The following is a 19272-nucleotide window of genomic DNA, read 5'->3' on the forward strand; positions in this document are numbered from 1 at the left end:
TCTTGTTTGCACTAACGCCCGATGATCATCGCGCGCAGGCTTTTCGGCACCAGCAGCGCCAGCACGACATGAATGACCAAAAAGCCGCAGATCGCCGCCATCGCCGCAAAATGCACGTAGCGCGCGGTGTCGTAGCCGCCGAACGCCGCGGTCAGCCATTGCAACTGCACCGGCTTCCAGATCGACAACCCGGACAGCACGATGACGATGCCGACCGCGATGATGCCGGCATAGAGCAGCCGCTGCACGTAGTTATACCTGGTGAGGTCGGCGTGCGACAATTGCCCGGTCAGCGCCAGCTTGGCATCGCTCAACACGCCCGAAGCCGTGATCGGCAGCAGCTTGCGGCGGAACCGGCCGCTGGCGACGCCGAGCACCAGATAGATCGCGCCGTTGACCATCAACAGCCACATCGCCGCGAAGTGCCACTGCAGCGCGCCGCCGAGCCAGCCGCCCAGCGTGATGCTGCGCGGGAAGCTGAAACCGAACAGCGGCGAGGCGTTGTAGACCTGCCAGCCCGACATGATCATCATGACCACCGCCGCGGCGTTGATCCAATGCAGCAGCCGCACCCAGGCCGGCTGGATCACCGCGCCTGCGGAAGAGGTGGCCGGATTGTCGCTGGCAGTAAGGCTCAACATCGTCGCGTTCCATCAATGGGTGGTCTGCTGTCTACGCCCCGCAGCGGCGTTTGTTACGCTGGCTTAGACCAATCGGGCGACCCTGACCGGGTGTTGCAATCACAAAAAAGCGAGCCGGGTTGCCCCGGCTCGCTTGCGCGGCCTGATCTTCGGCGCGCGCACCGCATCCTGCCGGGGGACGACGACAGGAGGCGGTGGAACCGGGCGTTACGACGCCGGCAGCAGCACGGTGTCGACGACGTGGATCACGCCGTTCGACTGGTTGACGTTGGCGATCGTCACCGTCGAGCTGCCGCCCTTGGCGTCGGTCAGCGTCACCTTGCCGCCCGAGGCCTTCACGGTCAGCGTTTCGCCTTCCACCGTGGTCAGCTTCTTGCCGTCGGTGAGGTCGGCGGCTTCGAGCTTGCCGGGCACCACGTGATAGGTGAGGATCTTGCTCAGCGCCGCCTTGTTCTCCGGCTTCACCAGATTGTCGACGGTGCCGGCGGGAAGCTTGGCGAACGCGGCGTTGGTCGGCGCGAACACGGTAAACGGTCCCTTACCTTCCAGCGTATCGACCAGGCCGGCGGCCTTTACCGCGGCGACCAGCGTGGTGTGATCCTTGGAATTGACGGCGTTCTGCACGATGTTCTTCGACGGGTACATGGCGGCGCCGCCGACCATCACGGTCTTCTCGCCGCTCATCTCGCTCTTCATCATCTTCTTGTCTTCGGCGCTCGCCGGCGCGATCACGCTGGCGGTGAGGGCGAGCGCGCCGAACGCGGCGGCGGACAATAGGGCAATTCGCTTGGACATCAGTTTCTCCCGTTATGAGTTTGAATGACCGGCGGAGTTCCGCGGGCGCGAGGAAAGGGCCGCACGATGACGCCGCTGCTGAGCTTTACGTCGTCGTTGGCCGAGTTACGCGAGCGGTTTGAGTCAGTTTCAGGAAGTATATTTTTGTCGCGGGACGAAACTAATCGCGCGTTGTCACGTGGCGGCCACAAATGTGAGCCGGATCGCTGACGGACTTCAACTTGTCGCAGCGTCATCCTGAGGAGCCCGGCAAAGCGCGCAAGCGCGAAGCCGGGCGTCTCGAAGGATGGCCTCTGCACTATCTCGTCATCCTTCGAGGCTCGCCGCAAGAGCGGCTTCGCGCCTCAGGATGACGGTTCCGCGCAACTTGCCTTTTTGCGCGCGTTGTTGCTATCACCCGGCGCGATGGGCGACGCGCAGCCCTCGACGACCCGATGCCGCCAGGACCAGCCCATGAACGCCAACCTGTTTTCCCGCCTGTTCGACGGCCTCGCCGATCCGGCCAAGCTCGCGATCGAGACCGAGGACGGCGGCCGGATCAGCTATGGCGATCTGATCGCACGCGCCGGGCGGATCGCCAACGTGCTGCTCGCGCGCGGGGTCAAGATCGGCGACCGTGTTGCAGCGCAAACCGAAAAATCCGTCGAAGCGCTGGTGCTTTATCTGGCAACCGTGCGGATGGGCGCGGTCTATCTGCCGCTCAATACCGCCTACACGCTCAACGAACTGGATTATTTCCTCACCGACGCCGAGCCGTCGCTGCTGGTGTGCGATCCGGCAAGGCGCGACGGGCTCGCCGCGATCGCCGCCAAGGTCGGGGCGACAGTCGAGACGCTCGGCGCCGATGGCCAGGGCTCGCTGACCGACGCCGCCGCCACCGCCTCGCCCGGCTTCGAGACGGTCGCGCGCGCCGGCGACGATCTCGCCGCGATCCTCTACACCTCCGGCACCACCGGACGCTCCAAAGGAGCGATGCTGAGCCACGACAACCTGGCGTCGAATTCGCTGACGCTGGTGAAACATTGGCGCTTCACCGATCAGGACGTGCTGATCCACGCTCTGCCGATCTATCACACCCACGGGTTGTTCGTGGCCAGCAACGTCACGCTGTTCGCGCGCGCATCGATGATCTTTTTGCCGAAATTCGATGCCGAGCGGATCATCGCATTGATGAGCCGCGCCACCGTACTGATGGGGGTGCCGACATTCTACACCCGGCTGCTGCAGAGCCCGCTTCTGACCCGGCAGACCACCGGCCCGATGCGGCTGTTCATTTCCGGCTCGGCGCCGCTATTGGCCGACACCCATCGCGAATGGGCGGCGCGCACCGGCCACGCCGTGCTGGAGCGCTACGGCATGACCGAAACCAATATGAACACCTCGAACCCCTATGACGGCGTGCGGCTGCCGGGCTCGGTCGGCCCGGCCTTGCCCGGCGTCGATGCGCGGGTGGTCGATGCCGAGCGCGGCGTTGAATTGCCGCGCGGCGAGATCGGCATGATCGAGGTCAAGGGCCCCAACGTATTCAAGGGCTATTGGCGGATGCCGGAGAAGACCAACGCCGAATTCCGTCACGACGGCTACTTCATCACCGGCGACCTCGGCAAGATCGACGACAACGGCTACGTCTATATCCTCGGCCGCGGCAAAGACCTGGTGATCACCGGGGGCTTCAACGTCTATCCGAAAGAGGTCGAGAGCGAGATCGACGCGCTGCCGGGCGTGGTGGAATCCGCGGTGATCGGCGTGCCGCATGCCGATCTCGGCGAGGGTGTCACCGCCGTGGTGGTGCGCGACAAGGGCGCCAGCGTCGACGAAGCCGGCGTGCTCAACGCGCTGCAGTGCCAGCTCGCCAAATTCAAGATGCCGAAGCGGGTGATCTTCGTCGACGACCTGCCGCGCAACACCATGGGCAAGGTGCAGAAGAACCTGCTGCGCGAGACCTACGCCGGGCTCTACGCCAAATAGGGCACGCCGCTCTCGGCTCGCCATGACAGAAAAACACCGCAGGTTTTACTGCGGCGGCTGCGGCCGGCCGAAATCCGGCGCCAACAGCCGGTTGCGCAACAGGAAGCTGACCGCCCGCGCCCAGGAATCGTCGGTGTTGCCGCGAAAATCCGCGCTCATCGACACCACCAGGTGGCCGGTGTGGGTGTTGCGCAGATAGACGTTCATGTTGAGGATCAGGTTGGAGACCTTCTGCACCTGGCCGGTGATCGCGAGATCGGCGCCGAGCTGCTGTGCGAGCTGCACGTCGCAGCCGCCGCAGGCCTGCAGATTCTTCGCGTGCGCCGCAGCATTGACCGGGGCGATGTCGAGCACCTGATACTTGCCGGACGCCGCCAACCCCTCGCGCAACTGATCGCTGGAACGCAGCAATCGCGCCTGCTCGTCGGCGCGGGCGCCGTCGACCTCGCCCTGCAGGCTGGTATCGAACAATTCGAAATCGAACACCGCGACCTTCGGCGCCGCGTCCTCGGCACAGGCCGGCACCGCCCACAGCAACAGCGCGACAAGGCAGCCAGCATTTCGCATCGGCGAGATCCGCGATCGGCCCGCTTGGGCAAATTGTCACTTGCAACGTAGCCCGGTTCAGCCATCTTTCAAGTCAGAAGGTCGCAGGTTCCCAACGAAGCGGCCCAACCGGGAGACGACATGATCCGAGCGATGGCCGCCGTGCTGCTGCTCTGCGCACTGGGCGGTGTCGCGCGGGCCGCCGATCCGATCGAGATCCGGATCGGCTATCTCGGCCGAGCCGGCCATACGCCGACGCTGTCGCTGCTCGATCAGCCGGCAGCCGATGACGGCCTCGCAGGCGCCCGGCTGGCGCTCGAAGACAACGCCACCACCGGCCGGTTCCTGAATCAGTCCTTCGCGCTCGACGCGCTGCGCCTCAACGACGGCGACGACGCCGGCAAGGCCGCCGCCACGCTGGCCGATCGCGGCGACGGCTTCATCATCACGGACCTCGCCGCCGACGATCTGCTGCACGCCGCCGACGCGGTGCGCGAGCGCGGCGTCACCTTGCTCAATGCCGGCACGCTCGACGACCGGCTGCGCGAACAGGACTGCCGCGGCAATGTGCTGCACACCGCGCCGACCCGCAGCATGCTGGCGGACGGCCTCGCGCAATATCTGGTGTGGAAGCAATGGAAGCGCTGGCTGCTGGTGGTGGGCTCGCATGACGAGGACAAGGCCTACGCCGACGCGCTGCGCCGCGCCGCCACCCGCTTCGGCGCCAAGATCGTGCAGGAGCGGGTGTTCGAGGATGTGGGCGGGGCGCGGCGCACCGACAGCGGCGTGACGCTGATCCAGCGCCAGATGCCGGTGTTCACGCAATCGGCGCCGGCTTACGACGTGCTGGTCGCCGCCGACGAGAGCGAGGTGTTCGCCAACTACCTGCCGTACCGCACCTGGGACCCGCGGCCGGTGGCGGGCTCCGCCGGGCTGAAGCCGGTGAGTTGGGACGCCGCACAGGACCAATGGGGCGCGGTGCAGATGCAGAACCGCTTCATCAGGCTGAACAAGCGGCAGATGAGCGCGCGCGACATGCAGGCCTGGATCGCGGCGCGGATGATCGGCGAGGCCGCCTCGCGCGCCAACTCCGGCGACGTGAAGGCGTTGCGCGAAACGCTGCGCGGGCCGGACTTCGCGATCGCCGCGTTCAAGGGCCAGCGCCTGACGCTGCGCGACTGGAACGGACAGTTGCGCCAGCCGATCCTGTTGGTCGACGGCCGCATGGTGGTGTCGGTGTCGCCGCAGGAAGGTTTTTTGCATCAGGTCTCCGAGCTCGACACGCTGGGCGTCGATCGCCCGGAAAGCAAATGCAGGCTGCAGTGAGAGAGTGCCACGCATGATTTCTGATACCGAAGTCTCTCTGCGTCATTGCGAGCCGAGCACCGCACCTGGCGCCGGCCGAGGGCGACGCCATCCAGCTCTTGCCCAGCAGCGCAGGAGGGGTTGGTCGCAAGCGCTGCTGGCAACGACGGTTTTGATGCTTTCGCTCGTCGCAGCGACGCCCGCGTCTGCCTCCATCGCCTATGTCTCCAACGAGAAGAGCAACACCGTCTCGGTGATCGACACCGAGACCTGGTCCGTCACCGCGACCATCAAGGTCGGGCAGCGGCCACGCGGCATTGAATTCACCCGCGACGGCAAATTCGTGCTGGTCGCAGTCGGCGACGACGACGCCATCGAGGTGATCGACGCTGCCACCCGGCAGATCGTCGACAAGCTGCCGTCTGGTCCCGACCCCGAATTGTTCGTGCAGGACCAGAGCGGCAAGACGCTCTACGTCGCCAACGAGAACGACAACACCGTGACCATCATCGATCTCGACAAGCGGGTGCGCGTCGGCGACGTCCAGGTCGGCGTCGAGCCGGAGGGCATGGCGATCAGCCCGGACGGCAAGATCCTGATCAACACCTCCGAGACCACCAACATGGCACATTTCATCGACACCGCGACGCGGCAGATCGTCGGCAATGTGCTGGTGGATTCGCGGCCGCGCTTCGCCGAATTCAAGCGCGACAATTCCGAACTCTGGGTGTCGTCGGAAATCGGCGGCACCGTCACCGTGATCGATCCCGCCAAGCGCGAAGCCACCGGCAAGATCAGCTTCGCGGTGCCGGGGATGCGGCGCGAGGCGATCCAGCCGGTCGGCATCGCGATGACCGGAGACGGCGCCACCGCCTTCGTGGCGCTCGGCCCCGCCAACCGCGTCGCGGTGGTCGACGCCAAGACTCACGAGGTGAAGAAGTATCTGTTGGTCGGACAACGGGTCTGGCACATGGCGTTCACCCCGGACGAGAAATATCTGCTGGTCACCAACGGCGTCTCCAACGACGTCTCGGCGATCGACGTCGCAGCGCAAAAGGTCGTCAAAACCATCCAGGTCGGTGAATTGCCCTGGGGCATCACCATCGCGCCGAAATGAGCGTGGCAGAGGCGCCCAGGGCCCGGACCGCCGCCGCCGCCGCCGCGCCGCGCGGCACGGCCGCGGTCGCGGCGTTGTCGATCGAAGGCGTCTCCTACAGTTACGGCGCCCGCCGCGCGCTCAACGCCGTGTCGTTTAGCGTGCAGCGGGCCAGTTTCACCGCGCTGCTCGGGCTCAACGGCGCCGGCAAGTCGACGCTGGTGGCGCTGATCACACGGCTGTTCGGGCTGCCGACCGGGCGGATCAGCATCTTTGGCGACGACATCGGCCGCAATCCCGGCGCGGCGCTGCGGCAGCTCGGCGTCGTGTTCCAGCCGCGCACGCTCGATCTCGATCTGTCGGTGATGCAGAACCTGCAATATCACGCCGCCTTGCACGGCATCGGCCGCGGCGAGGCGCGCAGCCGCGCCGAGGCTTTGCTGACGCGGATCGGGCTTGCCGATCGCGCCGGCCACAAGGTGCGCGATCTCTCCGGCGGGCAGATGCGGCGGCTGGAGATTGCCCGCGCGCTGCTGCACCGGCCGCGGCTGTTGCTGCTCGATGAAGCGACCGTCGGGCTCGACGTCAAAGCGCGCGCCGAGCTGATCGGCCACGTCCGCCGCCTGGTGATCGACGAGGGCGTCGGCGTGCTGTGGACCACGCATCTGTTCGACGAGATCGAGCCATCCGACGATCTGGTGATCCTGCACCAGGGCCGCGTGCTGGCGCGCGGCGAGCTAGCGCAGATCACAGCCGAGACCGGCACCGCGGATCTGCATGCCGCGTTCCGGCAACTCACCGGCGGCGACAGTGCGGGAGCCGCGCCATGACTGCGCCCGCGCTCGACCGCCCGACCGGATTTACGACGGCGCAGTATCTGATCTGCCTCAACGGCATCGTCTGGCGCGAAGGCCTGCGCTTTTTGCATCAGCGCGAGCGCTTCGTCTCGGCGCTGGTGCGGCCCTTGGTGTGGCTGTTCATCTTCGCTACAGGATTTCGCCAGGTGCTGGGGATTTCCATCATCCCACCCTACGAGACCTACATCCTTTACGAAGTCTACATCACGCCGGGCCTGATGGCGATGATCCAGCTGTTCAACGGCATGCAGTCCTCGCTGTCGATGGTCTATGACCGCGAAATGGGCAATATGCGCACGCTGTTGGTCAGCCCGCTGCCGCGCTGGTACTTGCTTTGCTGTAAGCTTTTGGCCGGCACCGCGGTCTCGATCCTGCAGGTCTATGCGTTTCTGGCGATCGCGTATTTCTGGGAGATCGAGCCGCCGCCGCTCGGCTATCTCACCGTGCTGCCGGCGCTGGCGCTGACCGGGCTGATGCTGGGCGCGCTCGGCATGCTGATTTCGTCGGGCATCAAGCAGCTGGAGAATTTCGCCGGCGTGATGAACTTCGTGATCTTCCCGATGTTCTTCGCCTCATCGGCGCTGTATCCCTTGTGGCGGGTGCTGGAGGGCAGCCCGGCGCTTTACTATGTCTGTCAGTTCAATCCGTTCACCCACGCCGTCGAACTGATCCGCTTCGCGCTGTATGGCCGGATCAACTGGATCTCGCTGGCGGTGGTCGGCGGCTCGACCGCCGCATTCCTGATCGGCGCGATGCTGGCTTACAATCCGTCGCGCGGACTCGGCCGGCGCGGCGCCGCGGGAGGCGAAACGTGAGAGTGTTTTCGCGATTAGTTGCTGTCGGGATGATGCTGGTCGGCGCGACCGGCGCGGCCTGCGCCGTCGATCCGCGCTATCCGGATTGGCCCTGCGTGCAGGCCAAGGTGCCGGAGATTTCGCTGAGCGCGGTGTGGGCCGGACCGCCGCTCGACGAGGCCAGCAGCAAATGGAAGGACGACGCCCGGATCAGCGCGCTGGTGGCGCGGCTGGCGGCACGGCGCACGCCGATGGACGAGGCCGAGAAGCTGGTGACGGATTTCCTCAAACAGGCCGGCTCCGACAAGACCGCCACCGGCACGCTGATCTTCGCCGGACTGTTCGATACGCTGAACGCCGAGCGCGGCGCGGTGCTGAAGGGGCTGGAACGCGTCACCCGCAAACAGCGCGCCGCCGCGGAGCAGATCCGCGCCGATACGCTGGCGTTGCAGGTGCTGCAGGGCGCCAGCCCGCCGGACGCCGGCAAGATCGAGCAGCTCGGCAATCAGCTGGTGTGGCAGACGCGGATCTTCGACGATCGCCGCCGCGTCGTCAGCTTCGTCTGCGAGGTGCCGGTGGCGATCGACCGCCGGCTGTTCGCGCTCGGCCGCGTCATTCAGCAGGAGATGGAGTAGCGCGCGACGAAACTACGGGCATCTCCTACTTGGCGGCGAGGGGTACGTTGAGCGCGCAGCTTCACCATGGGCACTGACTAACCTCTCCCCGCGTGCGGGGAGAGGTCGACCCCGCGTAGCGCAGCGAAGCGGGGTCGGGTGAGGGGGCGCCTCGGCATAACGCGGCGCCCCCTCACCCGGCGCGACAAGCTTCGCTTGTCGCGCCACCCTCTCCCCGCAAGCGGGGCGAGGGAAGGTTGTGGCAGCTCGGCGCGCGTCGCAGGTCCTGACTTCCCGCTTATCAAAGCGTGGTCATTCCGGGGCGCGAGGGCGGAAACCCGAGCGAACCCGGAATCTCGCGGCGCGCGCGAGCCCTCCCTCGCAGCAAGATTCCGGGTTCTCTCGCAGCTCACGCTGCGCGAGCCCCGGAATGACGACCCCGGGAATGAGCAACGGCTCTCACCACAACGGCTCTACCCAAATAAACGATGCCCCTTGATTGCGTCAGGAGCGTTCGCGTCAACTGCGGCGTGTTACGGCGCCGGCGCCGGCGCCGGCTGCGGTAGCCGCGGCATCGGCTCGGCCTCCAATAGCGGCAGATGCGCCGCCTGCCAGCCGTCGGTGCCGTCCGGATACCAGGCGACGTTGCTGTAGCCATAACCGAGCGCGCGCTTGGCCGCATTCCACGACATCCAGCAATTCGCCTGGCAATACACCACCACCAGCCGCGCGCGGTTGCCGCCGGTGGCCCGCATCAGGCCGTCGCGCAAATAATCCTCCGTCGCGGCGGCGAGCTGGCCATAGCCGGTGTCGGGCAGCCACAGGCTGCCGGGAATGTCGAGGCGCGGCCGGTCGCGCCACACCGTGCCGGCCGGCAGGTTGGCGGGCTTCGGCGGCTGCGGCATGGCGTCGATGAACGCAGCCTCGCCGGCGCGCCACAGCGCTTCGACCTCTCTGGTCGACAGCACCCGCGCGCCCTGCAGCGTCGCCGGCACCGCGGCGCGATAGTCCTCGGTGCGATAGCCGGACGGCTCGGCGACCGCGGCCTGCGCGCCGGGGTCGTCAGCCGCGGCCGGTGCGACCAAGCCCAAGCCCAAGCACAAGGCCAAGAGTTGGCCCACGCCCAGCGCCAACGCCATCAGCCGCCTCATCACGGCTGCTTGGCCGCGGTCTCGGCGCCGAGCGGCCGATCGTTGTCGTCCAATAGCGGCACGCCGTAATCCAGCAGGATCTTGTTGATCTCCGGCTGGCTGTCCTGGATCAGCCGGTTGAGCTGCCGCTTCCAGTTCTGGTCGGCGGCGCGCACCCCCATGCCGATCCGATAGGCGAGCTGCGGCCCCATGGTTTCCTTGACCAGCGGCGTGACGCGCAGCGGCGGATTGGCCTCTTTGGCGTAATAACCGGCCATCGGCCCCCACAGGATTCCGGCGTCGATCTCGCCGGAGAGGACGTCGCCGATCATCGCCGCCGCGGAGGAATCCACTCGCGTATCGATCATCAGCGGATACGGCTTGGCGGTCGCCATCAGGCCGTTGACCGCCATATTGGTGGCCGGCGGCGTGCCGGCGACGATGCCGATATGCCTGCCCTTCAGCCGCGGGTCGTCGAGCGTGGCGACCTCGGCGAGCTCGCTGCCGGGCTTGGCCACCAGCGCATAGGCCGTGCGGTAATACGGATTGGTGCCTTGCGCGAGGTCATCGCCTTGCGGAAATCCCATGATGACGTCGCAGCGATGCGCGCCGAGCGTCATCCGCACGAAGCCGGTGGCCTGCGGAAAGAACATATAGTCGAGCGATTTGTGCAGCTTTGCGGCGAACAATTCGGCGATTTTGTTCTCGAAGCCGTCGCCCTTGTCGTTGGAGAACGGCAGGTTGCGCGGGTCGGCGCAGACCCGCAGCACCTTGGGATCGATCAGCTCGATCGACAGATCCGCGGACTCCGGCGCGGGCGCCTGGGCATGCGCCGCGCCGCCCAGCCACAGCGCCGCGCCGGCGATGCCGGCGATCGCCCGCCAGCCAATTGTCGATCTGCTCATCGCATTTGCCTTCCTCGAACCCGCAGCGCCTGCGGCGCGCAGCGCCCGCTCGATCAGTGCTGGTCCATGCAGGAATTTTCCTGCAACGCCGCGGCCACCGGCTTGCCCTCGTGGTTGGCCGGCCGCACCCGCCCGATCGCGCCGGTGGAGCGGGCGCGCAGGTAGACGTAGAGATCGTCGATATGGCAGGCGACGTTGAGGTTATGGCCGAACGCCGGCATCACGTTTTCGGTGGAAGAGGTGACGTTCTTGCGGCCGTTGGCGACGGTGGTCAGAAAATCGCCGTAGCTCATGTCCTTGACCGACTCCTTCAGCGCCGGCGCGTAGCTCGAGCCCTCGCCATAGGGGCCGTGGCAGACGTGGCACTCCGAATGATAGTGCCGGAATCCGGAATAGGTGAACCAGTCGACGGTGCCGTCGTCGGTGACGTTGAACGTCGGATTGCCTTCCTTGTCGAGATATTTGCCATCCGTCGACTTGATCGGGGTGGGTTCCGGCGGCGGCGTCGAGACCTTGCCGACGGTGGCGGCCTCGTCGCTGGGCGGCGCGGCGTCCTCCGCCAGGGCCGGACTTGCAAAGACGAGACTTGCAAGGGCGAAACTTGCACACGCCACGATACCGATCGCAGCCATGCCGGGATGCATCATACGCAAGGGGATCTCTCCGACGTTTCCTATTGTTGACGTTTCTTGTTGCGCGTTCGGGATGCGCAATGGCGTAACCGGGTCGCCTGGAGCGGTCGCTGCGGCCGCCGCATCGCCGGCGATTGGCGCCGATCGCCGCAGCGGCCCGTCACCGGACCCGGAAGAGAGGTCCCGGCGCGAGGATCAGCTCCCCGCGCCGTGACCGGATCGCAAGCGCTACTGCGGCAGCGCGAACACCGTCAGCGCACCGCCGAGCGCGGTGTAGTTGTTCAGCGAGGCGTAGCCGCCGACCGCGCCGAGACCTGCGGTCGGGTCGGTCAGGCCGGCCGCCAGACCGATGCCGGCCCAGCCACCGACGCCGGACAGCACGGCGATGTATTGCCGGCCGCCATGCTCGTAGGTGGTGACGTTGCCGATGATGCCGGACGGCGTCTTGAACTTGTACAGCTCCTTGCCGGTCTTGGCGTCGACCGCCTTGAGGTAGCCTTCCAGCGTGCCGTAGAACACCACGCCGCCGGCGGTGGCGAGCGCACCCGACCACACCGAGAACTGCTCCTTGTTCGACCACACGATCTTGCCGGTCTTGTTGTCCCAGGCGATGAAGTTGCCCATGTGGGTGTCGCCCGGAGGCGGATACATCGACAGCGTCGCCCCGACATAGGGCTGGCCGGCGGTGTAGCTCACCTTGAACGGCTCGTAGTCCATGCAGACGTGGTTGGTCGGTACGTAGAACAGCTGGGTGTCCGGCGAATAGGCCGCCGGCTGCTGATCCTTGGTGCCGAGCGCGGCAGGGCAGATCCCCTTGTTGTTATGGTCTTCGCCCTGCTTGTCGGTGGAGAATTGATCGACCACCTTGGGACGGCCATAGGTCGGAGAGTTCTTGTCCATGTCGACGCCGGAGGTCCAGTTCACCTTGGGGTCGTACTTCTCGGCCACCAGCAACTCGCCGCTGGCGCGATCCACGGTGTAGGCAAGGCCGTTGCGGTCGAAATGCGTCAGCAGCTTGCGGTTCTGGCCGTTGATCGATTGATCGCTGAGGATCATTTCGTTGACGCCGTCATAATCCCATTCGTCGTGCGGCGTCATCTGGTAGGCCCATTTCGCCACCCCGGTATCGGGATTGCGGGCGAAAATGGTCATCGACCATTTGTTGTCGCCGGGCCGCTGCTTCGGATTCCAGGTCGATGGATTGCCGGAGCCGTAATAAACCAGGTTCAGTTCCGGATCGTAGGAGGTCCAGCCCCAGGTGCAACCTCCGCCGACCTTCCACTGATCGCCCTGCCAGGTCTTCAGGCTGGAGTCCTTGCCGACCGGCTTACCGAGCACGGTGGTCTTTTCCGGATCGAACAGGATCTGATCGTCGGGGCCTTCGGAGAACGCCCGCCAGACCTGCTTGCCGGTCTTGATGTCGTAGGCGGTCATGTGGCACTGCACGCCGAACTCGCCGCCGGATATGCCGATCAGCACCTTGTCCTTGATCACCAGCGGCGCCGAGGTTCCGGTGGCGCCCTTGGTCGAATCGCCGTTGGCCACCGACCACGCCACTTTGCCGGTCTTGGCGTCGAGCGCGACCAGCGTGGTGTCGGCCTGATGCAGGAAGATCTTGCCGTCGCCATAGGCGACGCCGCGATTCACGGTGTCGCAGCACATCACCGGGATGACGTTGGGATCCTGCTTCGGCTCGTATTTCCAGACGATCTTGTTTTCGTCGTTGAGGTCGAGCGCGTAGACCTTGTTGGGGAACGGGGTGTGGACGTACATCATGTTGCCGATGATCAGCGGGCCGCCTTCGTGGCCGCGCAGCACCCCGGTTGAGAACGTCCAGGCGACCTGCAGCTTGTTGACGTTGTCGGCGGTGATCTGCTTGAGGCTCGAGTAGCGGTTGCTGGCATAGTTCCCGGCCGGGATCACCCAGTCCTTGGGGTTTTGCGACAGCTTGATGAGTTCGTCATTGGCCTGGGCGGCGCCCGCAGCCATGGCCGCCACAGCACTGAAACAGGCGGCGAATAGCACCTTGTGCATCTCGAATCCTCCCATGTGAACTTTTAGCTTTGTTGGTCTTTTTTGGTCTTGGTCTTGGTAGCGTGTGAGCGCCCTATCCGGCCGTCTGTTGCGGCTTTGTGAGGGCGCCTTGGTCATATGGCTAAGTCATACGGTTTGGTCAGCAGCTTGCGTGTTGCGCAAACTCGGTTCGAACCTGCACGGTCGCCCCTACCCAACGGTCGACCCATTGTGTAAGGCCTCTCGTGTAAGGCCTCGTGCGTAGGTCCTCGCGTGTGAGGCTTCGGATTTGAAACTCCTGGCAGTCCTCCTGCTACGTCTGGATCGAGGCTCCTGGATTGAAATTTCTGGATCGAGACTCCTGGTGGATTGAGGCTCCTGGATTTAAGACCCTGGAGTTGCTCCTCCCGGATCTGAGGTGGAACGTAAGGTTCTGGCGGTGAAGTCGAATGACTACGTCCCGTTGCAGCAAACACCATCGGCCAGGGTGAAGCGCCCAGCATCACCCCGTCGCAGCATGAACTTCATGGCCAGGCGCCGCGATGGCGCAGCATTTCAAGGTCGCGTCCCACGATCCGGCGTCTCACGCGTCGCGTCCTGAGCAACGCCCGATCTCGAGTCACGCCTTAACAAGTCACGCCTTAACAAGTCATGGCTCAACTTGAGTAACGCCTTAAGGAAGTCAACGGCTTAAAAATGTCTGCGGATCGCACGCCTGGCAGAAGTCGAAGCTCTCTCACGTCGTCGAGGGCTCTCCCCGTCATCGATGTCGTGTCGAAGCCTCGTTGAGCCGGCGAGCAGCGGCACCCTCCCTGCGGAGACTGCCTTCCTCGCCGCCTCAGCTTCCGTCACCTTGCGTTGGCTGGTGTCGATGCCAAGCTTGGTATCGGATGCAGCTAAATGCTATTCTTGCCAAACGCGGCCTGCAACAAAATAATAATCATCGCCGATCAGCTAAATGCACTGCAACAATTTATCGCTGCAACTAACCGTCCGGTGGATCTCGCGCATGTGCCTACGCCGCGTTCTGGCTGCACTATCAGCATGCGCCGCGCTCGCTGCGCTGCAATGTCAAGCGCAGCCCGCGCCGCTGCCGGTGACCGAAGTGGCGCCCGGGGTGTTCGTCCATGTCGGCGAGATCGCCTTGATGCGCCAGGACAATGACGGCGGCATCGGCAATCTCGGTTTCATCGTCGGGCGCGAGGCGGTCGCGGTGATCGACAGCGGCGGCAGCGTCCGCGAAGGCCAAAGGCTGCGCGCCGCGATCCGGGCGCAGACCGACCGGCCGATCCGCTACGTGATCAATACCCACGGCCATCCCGACCACATCTTCGGCAATGCAGCATTCGTCGCCGACGGCGTCAGCTTCGTCGGCCACAGCCGGCTGCCGGCGGCGCTGGCGCTGCGCGGGCCGTATTATCTGCAGGCGTTCCGCCGCGCCTTGGGCGATGAACTGATCGACGCGGTCGCGATCATCGCGCCGACGATGCTGGTCGATCAGCAGACGACACTCGAGCTCGGCGACCGCAAACTGACGCTGCGCGCCTGGCCGCTGGCGCATAGCGATAGCGATCTCACGGTGTTCGATGAGGCCAGCGCCACGCTGTTCGCCGGCGACCTTGGCTTCGTGACGCATATTCCGGTGATCGACGGCAGCCTGAAAGGGTTCCTCGCGGTGCTCGATCAGCTCGACGCGATCCCGGCGCAACGCCTGGTTCCCGGCCACGGCCCGGTCAGCGAGCCGCGGCAAGCCTTCGCAGCGCAGCGGCGCTACCTGCAGACGCTGAGCGACGACATCCACGCCCTGATCGCGCGCGGCGCCAAATTGTCGGAAGCAGCCAACACTGCCGCCGCCTCCGAACGCGGCCGCTGGCAGATGTTCGACGACTACAACGCCCGCAACGCAACGGCGGCCTACTCGGAAATTGAATGGGAATAGCCTCGCGCGTGGCTTAGCCTGCGCTCACCGCTCGCTGACAGGAGCCGAGAATGCCGCGCATGTCCCGCCTGCTGAGCCTTTCCGTGCTGCTGCTTGCGATGCAAGCGGCACCGGCACCAGCTGATGCCCCGACGCCGTATGATCCCTGGCCGAGCCTGCAGCAGGAGATCTTCAACGGCCGCGCGTTGCAGGACGGCAGCGCCGTGCTGGCGATCGAGATGCCGGGCCGCGCCGAGGACGCCGCGATCGTGCCGGTGACGTTGCGGCTCACGCTGCCGCCCGGCGACGCCCGCAAGGTCAGCGCCATCACCTTGGTGATCGACCACAATCCATCGCCGCTGGCGGCGAGATTCGAACTCGGCCGCGACGCCGGAGTATCAGAGATTTCCACACGGGTGCGGGTCAACGACTACACCGACGTCCACGTCGTCGCCGAATTGAGCGACGGCGCGCTCTATATGGTGAAGACCTTCGTCAAGGCGTCGGGCGGCTGTTCGGTGCCTGCCGCCAAGAACGCGGTGGAAGCCCGCGCCAATCTCGGCCAGATCCGGCTGCGGCAATTCGCCAAACCCGGCGACGCCGCAACGAGCGGCGCGCGCGAGGCGCAGATCATGATCGGCCACCCCAACAATTCCGGGCTGCAGATGGATCAATTGACCCAGCTCTACACCCCGGCCTTTTTCGTCGACGAGCTGCGGGTCTGGCTCGACGACGCCCCGGTGCTGGCGATGCTGGGCGGCATTTCGATTTCGGAAAATCCCAATGTCCAGTTCAGCTACGTCCCGACCGGCGGCAAGCGCTTCCGCGTCGAGGCCAAGGACACCGAGGGCCACGTCTTCCAGGGCGAATGGAAGGCGGAGAGTTCGGGGATGTGAGCGACGCTGACTTGGCACGCCCGGCGCGTTGGGCGCACGACCCGGGAAATAGGGCTGTCATTCCGGGGCGCGAGAGCGAAGCTCGAGCGAACCCGGAATCTCGCGGCCGGCACGGCGCTATCCATATCGCAAGATTCCGGGTTCGCGCGCCGCTGACGCGGCTCGCGCCCCGGAATGACCCGATTATCTTATCCCTTCAAAAACACCGCACCTCGGCCTCGGCCTGGGCGCGGCGCAGTTCGTTGAGCGCGCTGGTCGCCTGTTCGGAGGAGCGGAACTGGCCGCCCAGCGTGCCCGGCACCTGCGCCATGCTGAGCACGGTCTCGGCGGTGACGTAGCGGTCATAGGGCAACAGCGAGGCGACCACGTCGACCGAGCAGGAGCACTGCTCGAGCGCCTGCCTGGTCTCGCCATTGGCCTTCATACAGCCGAACACGTAGTCGGCCCGCGCCGCGGTGGGGAAATCATTGACCTCGTCGGCGCGGCCGGCGGAGGCCGTGGCGCCGAGCACGATCAGCGCGCCGACAATGCGTCGCATCGACTCTGCCGCTCTCATGATGCCTCCCTGCTTCCATTTATTGTCGGCGCATGGTCTGCTGCGCGATTAGGTTCCGGATCACGCGCGATCGTCAAAGCCATGCTAACATAGCGGCGGTCAAGCCGACGGGGAACGGTTTCGTTGCAAAGGCCTCGCGCTTTCGCAACGCAACAGACCGCGCCAAAGACCAACGCACCAAAAAGACCAAACGCGCCCAAGCCGAGGCGCGCAACAAAATACCAACGAGGAAACGGAGGGGCCATGACGAGGTTCGCACCACTGGCGCTGGCGATGCTGCTGCTCGCGGCGACCGCGTCGGCGCGCGCCGCCGACACCATCCGGCTCGCGGTCCAGAAGACCGGCACGGTGGCCTGGGAGCTGAAGGTGATCCGCGACCGCGGTCTGGACCGCGACGTCGGGCTCCATCTCGACGTCACCGAACTGGCGAGCCCGGAGGCCGGCAAGATCGCGCTACGCGGCGGCTCCGCCGACGTCATCGTCTCCGACTGGCTGTGGGTGTCGCGGGAGCGCGGGCTCGGCGCCAGGCTGACATTCTACCCCTATTCCAGCGCGGTCGGCGCGGTGATGGTGCCGGCGTCATCGCCGATCACCACGCTCGCCGACCTCAAGAGCCGTAAGCTCGCGGTGGCGGGCGGGCCGATCGACAAGAGCTGGCTGCTGCTACAGGCTGCGGCAAAACAGGACGGCATCGATCTGCGCAGCGAGGCCAGCATCGCCTATGGCGCGCCGCCATTATTGGCGCAGAAGACGCTGAGCGGCGAGATGGACGCCACGCTGAACTACTGGAATTTCTGCGCCGCCTTGGAGGCCAAGGGCTTCCGCCGCCTGGTCGGGATCGAGGATTTGCTGCCGCGGCTCGGCGCCAAGGGCCGGGTGGCGATGATCGGCTATGTGTTCGATGAGAGCTTCGCCGCGGCGCATGGCGACGCGGTGACGCGCTTTATTGCGATGAGCCGCGCCGCCAAGGAGATTCTGGCCAGCTCCGACGACGCCTGGGACGACATCGCGCCGCTCACCGGCGCGCCGGACGCCGCGACGCTGCGGGCCTATCGCACGCGTTACCGCGAGGGCATTCCGCGCCGCCCGATCGCCGAGGAGGAGGCCGACGCGCGGGCGCTGTACCGGGTGCTCGCCACGACCGGCGGCGCCGAAATCGTCGGTCCCGCCGCCGAGCTCGAGCCCGGCACCTATTATCGCGGCCTGCCGGGCGGGTGAGGATGGCGCCAACATGCTGAGGCTGGCGTCGTTCGCAGCCTTCCTCGCCAGCTGGTGGGCGGGCTCGCTCGCGGCCGGCGAGGCATTGCTGCCGTCGCCGCTCACCGTGCTGGCCGCGATCGTTGCGGAAGCCCGCAGCGGCGCGCTGTTTTTCAACCTGGGCGTGACGCTCCTGCGGGTGGCGTTGGCCTTCGTGCTGGCGATGTCGCTCGGCACCGCGCTCGGCTATCTGATGGGGCGCCTGCGCGCCGCCGATCGCTTCGGCGATCCCTGGCTGATCCTGCTGTTGAACCTGCCGGCGCTGGTGGTGATCGTCTTGGCCTATATCTGGGCCGGGTTGACCGAGACCGCGGCAATCGCGGCGATTGCCATCAACAAATTGCCGAACGCCGTGGTGACGATCCGCGAAGGCACCCGGGCGCTCGATCCCGCGCTCGACGAGATGGCGCGGGTCTATGCGATGCCGCGCTGGCGCGCGTTCCGCCATGTGGTGCTGCCGCAGCTCGCGCCGTTCATCGCCGCGGCGGCGCGCTCCGGGCTGTCACTGGTGTGGAAGATCGTGCTGGTCGCCGAACTCTTAGGCCGGCCGAACGGCGTCGGCTTCGAGATCGGCACCGCGTTCCAGCTGTTCGATATCGCCCGGATTCTCGCTTATGCGCTGAGCTTCGCCGCGTTGGTGCAGGCGATCGAAGCGCTCGTGGTGCAGCCGTTCGAACGCCGCGCCTCCCGCTGGCGGCACCATGCTTGAGGTCGAGATCGCGAGCAAACAGCTCAGCAATGCCGCCGGCGAACGACTTGAGGTGCTGGGCGCGCTGGCGTTCCGGCTGAATCCCGGCGAGGTCGGCGTGCTGCTCGGACCGAGCGGCTGCGGCAAGACCACGCTGTTGCGGATCATCGCCGGGCTCGACCGCGATTACCAGGGCCACGTCGTGCTGCCGCCCGGCGCGCGGATCGGCATGGTGTTTCAGGAGCCGCGGCTGTTGCCGTGGCGCAGCGTCGACGACAACGTCCGGCTGGTCGCTCCTGACGTCGAAGAGGCCACGCTGGCGAAACTATTCGCCACGCTCGAGCTCACCGCGCATCGCCGTCACTTCCCCGGCGAATTGTCGCTCGGGTTGGCGCGGCGGGTGGCGCTGGCCCGCGCCTTTGCGATTGAGCCAGACGTGTTGATCCTCGACGAGCCGTTGGTGTCGCTCGATGCCGCGCTCGCCGCACGGCTGCGCGACGAAATCGCCACCCTGGTCGACAGCGCCCCGGTGACCACGCTCCTGGTCACCCACAGCGTCGACGACGCAGCAAGGCTCGCCGACCGCATCGTGCTGTTGTCGCAGCGCCCGGCGCAGATCCTCGCCGAGCTGCGGATCGCCACCCCGCGGGCGGCGCGCGGC

19 protein-coding genes are annotated in these 19272 nt (G+C 66.0%); 11 read left to right on the forward strand and 8 right to left on the reverse strand.

The genetic code is table 11. From position 1 onward, the window contains the following. Nucleotides 1-11: 11 nt before the first annotated feature. Both VGC77_RS23445 and VGC77_RS23450 read right to left on the reverse strand, forming a co-directional pair. Nucleotides 12-641 carry a cytochrome b/b6 domain-containing protein gene (locus VGC77_RS23445; protein WP_331173954.1) on the reverse strand — a complete coding sequence of 210 codons (630 nt, stop codon included), beginning with the start codon at nt 639-641 and terminating at the stop codon, nt 12-14. Nucleotides 642-848: 207 nt separating this feature from the next. Continuing rightward, nucleotides 849-1436: a fasciclin domain-containing protein gene (locus VGC77_RS23450; protein ID WP_331173955.1), complete on the reverse strand. Its 588-nt coding sequence runs from the start codon at nt 1434-1436 to the stop codon at nt 849-851. A gap of 453 nt (nt 1437-1889) precedes the next feature. Here VGC77_RS23450 and VGC77_RS23455 point away from each other — a divergent pair, with 453 nt between their 5' ends. Further along, nucleotides 1890-3404 carry a malonyl-CoA synthase gene (locus tag VGC77_RS23455; protein WP_331173956.1) on the forward strand — a complete coding sequence of 505 codons (1515 nt, stop codon included), beginning with the start codon at nt 1890-1892 and terminating at the stop codon, nt 3402-3404. A 45-nt stretch (nt 3405-3449) separates the two neighbouring features. On the opposite strand, the gene VGC77_RS23460 is transcribed toward VGC77_RS23455, so the two are convergent. Then, nucleotides 3450-3971, reverse strand: a complete 522-nt coding sequence (locus tag VGC77_RS23460; RefSeq protein ID WP_331173957.1) for a DUF3280 domain-containing protein — start codon at nt 3969-3971, stop codon at nt 3450-3452. A 120-nt stretch (nt 3972-4091) separates the two neighbouring features. Here VGC77_RS23460 and VGC77_RS23465 point away from each other — a divergent pair, with 120 nt between their 5' ends. The 5 genes from VGC77_RS23465 to VGC77_RS23485 are packed head-to-tail and all read left to right on the forward strand — an operon-like array spanning nt 4092 to nt 8637. Continuing rightward, complete coding sequence (locus VGC77_RS23465) at nt 4092-5276, forward strand: ABC transporter substrate-binding protein (RefSeq protein WP_331173958.1); 1185 nt, start codon at nt 4092-4094, stop codon at nt 5274-5276. A 13-nt stretch (nt 5277-5289) separates the two neighbouring features. Continuing rightward, nucleotides 5290-6372: a YVTN family beta-propeller repeat protein gene (locus VGC77_RS23470; RefSeq protein ID WP_331173959.1), complete on the forward strand. Its 1083-nt coding sequence runs from the start codon at nt 5290-5292 to the stop codon at nt 6370-6372. Continuing rightward, nucleotides 6369-7181: an ABC transporter ATP-binding protein gene (locus tag VGC77_RS23475; protein WP_331173960.1), complete on the forward strand. Its 813-nt coding sequence runs from the start codon at nt 6369-6371 to the stop codon at nt 7179-7181. The genes VGC77_RS23470 and VGC77_RS23475 overlap by 4 nt, the downstream gene beginning before the upstream one ends. Beyond that, nucleotides 7178-8023 (forward strand): ABC transporter permease, encoded by an 846-nt coding sequence (locus VGC77_RS23480; protein WP_331173961.1) that lies wholly within the window; start codon nt 7178-7180, stop codon nt 8021-8023. The genes VGC77_RS23475 and VGC77_RS23480 overlap by 4 nt, the downstream gene beginning before the upstream one ends. A gap of 29 nt (nt 8024-8052) precedes the next feature. Next, nucleotides 8053-8637 carry a hypothetical protein gene (locus tag VGC77_RS23485; RefSeq protein ID WP_331173970.1) on the forward strand — a complete coding sequence of 195 codons (585 nt, stop codon included), beginning with the start codon at nt 8053-8055 and terminating at the stop codon, nt 8635-8637. A 512-nt stretch (nt 8638-9149) separates the two neighbouring features. On the opposite strand, the gene VGC77_RS23490 is transcribed toward VGC77_RS23485, so the two are convergent. From VGC77_RS23490 to xoxF5, 4 genes are all read right to left on the reverse strand, one after another. Then, entirely contained in the window at nt 9150-9767 is a 618-nt protein-coding gene (locus tag VGC77_RS23490; protein WP_414709715.1) for a PQQ-dependent catabolism-associated CXXCW motif protein, read from the reverse strand. Further along, nucleotides 9767-10651, reverse strand: coding sequence for a substrate-binding domain-containing protein (locus VGC77_RS23495; protein WP_331173963.1), 885 nt, complete (start codon nt 10649-10651; stop codon nt 9767-9769). Before VGC77_RS23495 ends, VGC77_RS23490 begins: the two co-directional genes overlap by 1 nt. A 53-nt stretch (nt 10652-10704) precedes the next feature. Continuing rightward, nucleotides 10705-11283 (reverse strand): c-type cytochrome, methanol metabolism-related, encoded by a 579-nt coding sequence (locus VGC77_RS23500; protein WP_331173964.1) that lies wholly within the window; start codon nt 11281-11283, stop codon nt 10705-10707. 228 nt (nt 11284-11511) lie between these two features. Continuing rightward, a complete protein-coding gene (xoxF5, locus tag VGC77_RS23505; protein WP_331173965.1) occupies nt 11512-13317 on the reverse strand; it encodes a lanthanide-dependent methanol dehydrogenase XoxF5 in 1806 nt (601 codons plus the stop codon). Between the two features lie 979 nt (nt 13318-14296). On the opposite strand from xoxF5, the gene VGC77_RS23510 reads away from it, so the two are divergent. Together VGC77_RS23510 and VGC77_RS23515 are read left to right on the forward strand one after the other, a co-directional pair. Further along, nucleotides 14297-15235: a quinoprotein relay system zinc metallohydrolase 2 gene (locus tag VGC77_RS23510; protein WP_331173971.1), complete on the forward strand. Its 939-nt coding sequence runs from the start codon at nt 14297-14299 to the stop codon at nt 15233-15235. Between the two features lie 59 nt (nt 15236-15294). Then, the gene (locus VGC77_RS23515; protein WP_414709716.1) at nt 15295-16110 is read left to right on the forward strand and encodes a quinoprotein dehydrogenase-associated SoxYZ-like carrier; all 816 of its coding nucleotides are present in this window, start codon (nt 15295-15297) and stop codon (nt 16108-16110) included. Between the two features lie 196 nt (nt 16111-16306). Here VGC77_RS23515 and VGC77_RS23520 read toward each other — a convergent pair whose 3' ends face one another. After that, entirely contained in the window at nt 16307-16648 is a 342-nt protein-coding gene (locus tag VGC77_RS23520; RefSeq protein ID WP_331173973.1) for a hypothetical protein, read from the reverse strand. Nucleotides 16649-16909: 261 nt separating this feature from the next. Here VGC77_RS23520 and VGC77_RS23525 point away from each other — a divergent pair, with 261 nt between their 5' ends. The 3 genes from VGC77_RS23525 to VGC77_RS23535 form a co-directional block, all read left to right on the forward strand. Next, nucleotides 16910-17884, forward strand: a complete 975-nt coding sequence (locus VGC77_RS23525; RefSeq protein WP_331173966.1) for an ABC transporter substrate-binding protein — start codon at nt 16910-16912, stop codon at nt 17882-17884. Nucleotides 17885-17897: 13 nt separating this feature from the next. Next, entirely contained in the window at nt 17898-18632 is a 735-nt protein-coding gene (locus VGC77_RS23530; RefSeq protein ID WP_331173967.1) for an ABC transporter permease, read from the forward strand. Further along, on the forward strand, nt 18625-19272 hold a 648-nt coding region (locus VGC77_RS23535; RefSeq protein WP_331173968.1), incomplete at its 3' end, for an ABC transporter ATP-binding protein. The genes VGC77_RS23530 and VGC77_RS23535, both read left to right, overlap by 8 nt.

This window comes from Rhodopseudomonas sp. (assembly GCF_036404135.1).
In the GTDB taxonomy this organism is placed as follows: domain Bacteria; phylum Pseudomonadota; class Alphaproteobacteria; order Rhizobiales; family Xanthobacteraceae; genus Rhodopseudomonas_A.

Bases quoted from the DNA above. Each gene is read 5' to 3' on its own strand.
- VGC77_RS23445 (WP_331173954.1), bottom strand. From the start codon at position 641: ATGTTGAGCCTTACTGCCAGCGACAATCCGGCCACCTCTTCCGCAGGC.
- VGC77_RS23450 (WP_331173955.1), bottom strand. From the start codon at position 1,436: ATGTCCAAGCGAATTGCCCTATTGTCCGCCGCCGCGTTCGGCGCGCTC.
- VGC77_RS23455 (WP_331173956.1), top strand. From the start codon at position 1,890: ATGAACGCCAACCTGTTTTCCCGCCTGTTCGACGGCCTCGCCGATCCG.
- VGC77_RS23460 (WP_331173957.1), bottom strand. From the start codon at position 3,971: ATGCGAAATGCTGGCTGCCTTGTCGCGCTGTTGCTGTGGGCGGTGCCG.
- VGC77_RS23465 (WP_331173958.1), top strand. From the start codon at position 4,092: ATGATCCGAGCGATGGCCGCCGTGCTGCTGCTCTGCGCACTGGGCGGT.
- VGC77_RS23470 (WP_331173959.1), top strand. From the start codon at position 5,290: ATGATTTCTGATACCGAAGTCTCTCTGCGTCATTGCGAGCCGAGCACC.
- VGC77_RS23475 (WP_331173960.1), top strand. From the start codon at position 6,369: ATGAGCGTGGCAGAGGCGCCCAGGGCCCGGACCGCCGCCGCCGCCGCC.
- VGC77_RS23480 (WP_331173961.1), top strand. From the start codon at position 7,178: ATGACTGCGCCCGCGCTCGACCGCCCGACCGGATTTACGACGGCGCAG.
- VGC77_RS23485 (WP_331173970.1), top strand. From the start codon at position 8,053: ATGATGCTGGTCGGCGCGACCGGCGCGGCCTGCGCCGTCGATCCGCGC.
- VGC77_RS23490 (WP_414709715.1), bottom strand. From the start codon at position 9,767: ATGAGGCGGCTGATGGCGTTGGCGCTGGGCGTGGGCCAACTCTTGGCC.
- VGC77_RS23495 (WP_331173963.1), bottom strand. From the start codon at position 10,651: ATGAGCAGATCGACAATTGGCTGGCGGGCGATCGCCGGCATCGCCGGC.
- VGC77_RS23500 (WP_331173964.1), bottom strand. From the start codon at position 11,283: ATGGCTGCGATCGGTATCGTGGCGTGTGCAAGTTTCGCCCTTGCAAGT.
- xoxF5 (WP_331173965.1), bottom strand. From the start codon at position 13,317: ATGCACAAGGTGCTATTCGCCGCCTGTTTCAGTGCTGTGGCGGCCATG.
- VGC77_RS23515 (WP_414709716.1), top strand. From the start codon at position 15,295: ATGTCCCGCCTGCTGAGCCTTTCCGTGCTGCTGCTTGCGATGCAAGCG.
- VGC77_RS23520 (WP_331173973.1), bottom strand. From the start codon at position 16,648: ATGCGACGCATTGTCGGCGCGCTGATCGTGCTCGGCGCCACGGCCTCC.
- VGC77_RS23525 (WP_331173966.1), top strand. From the start codon at position 16,910: ATGACGAGGTTCGCACCACTGGCGCTGGCGATGCTGCTGCTCGCGGCG.
- VGC77_RS23530 (WP_331173967.1), top strand. From the start codon at position 17,898: ATGCTGAGGCTGGCGTCGTTCGCAGCCTTCCTCGCCAGCTGGTGGGCG.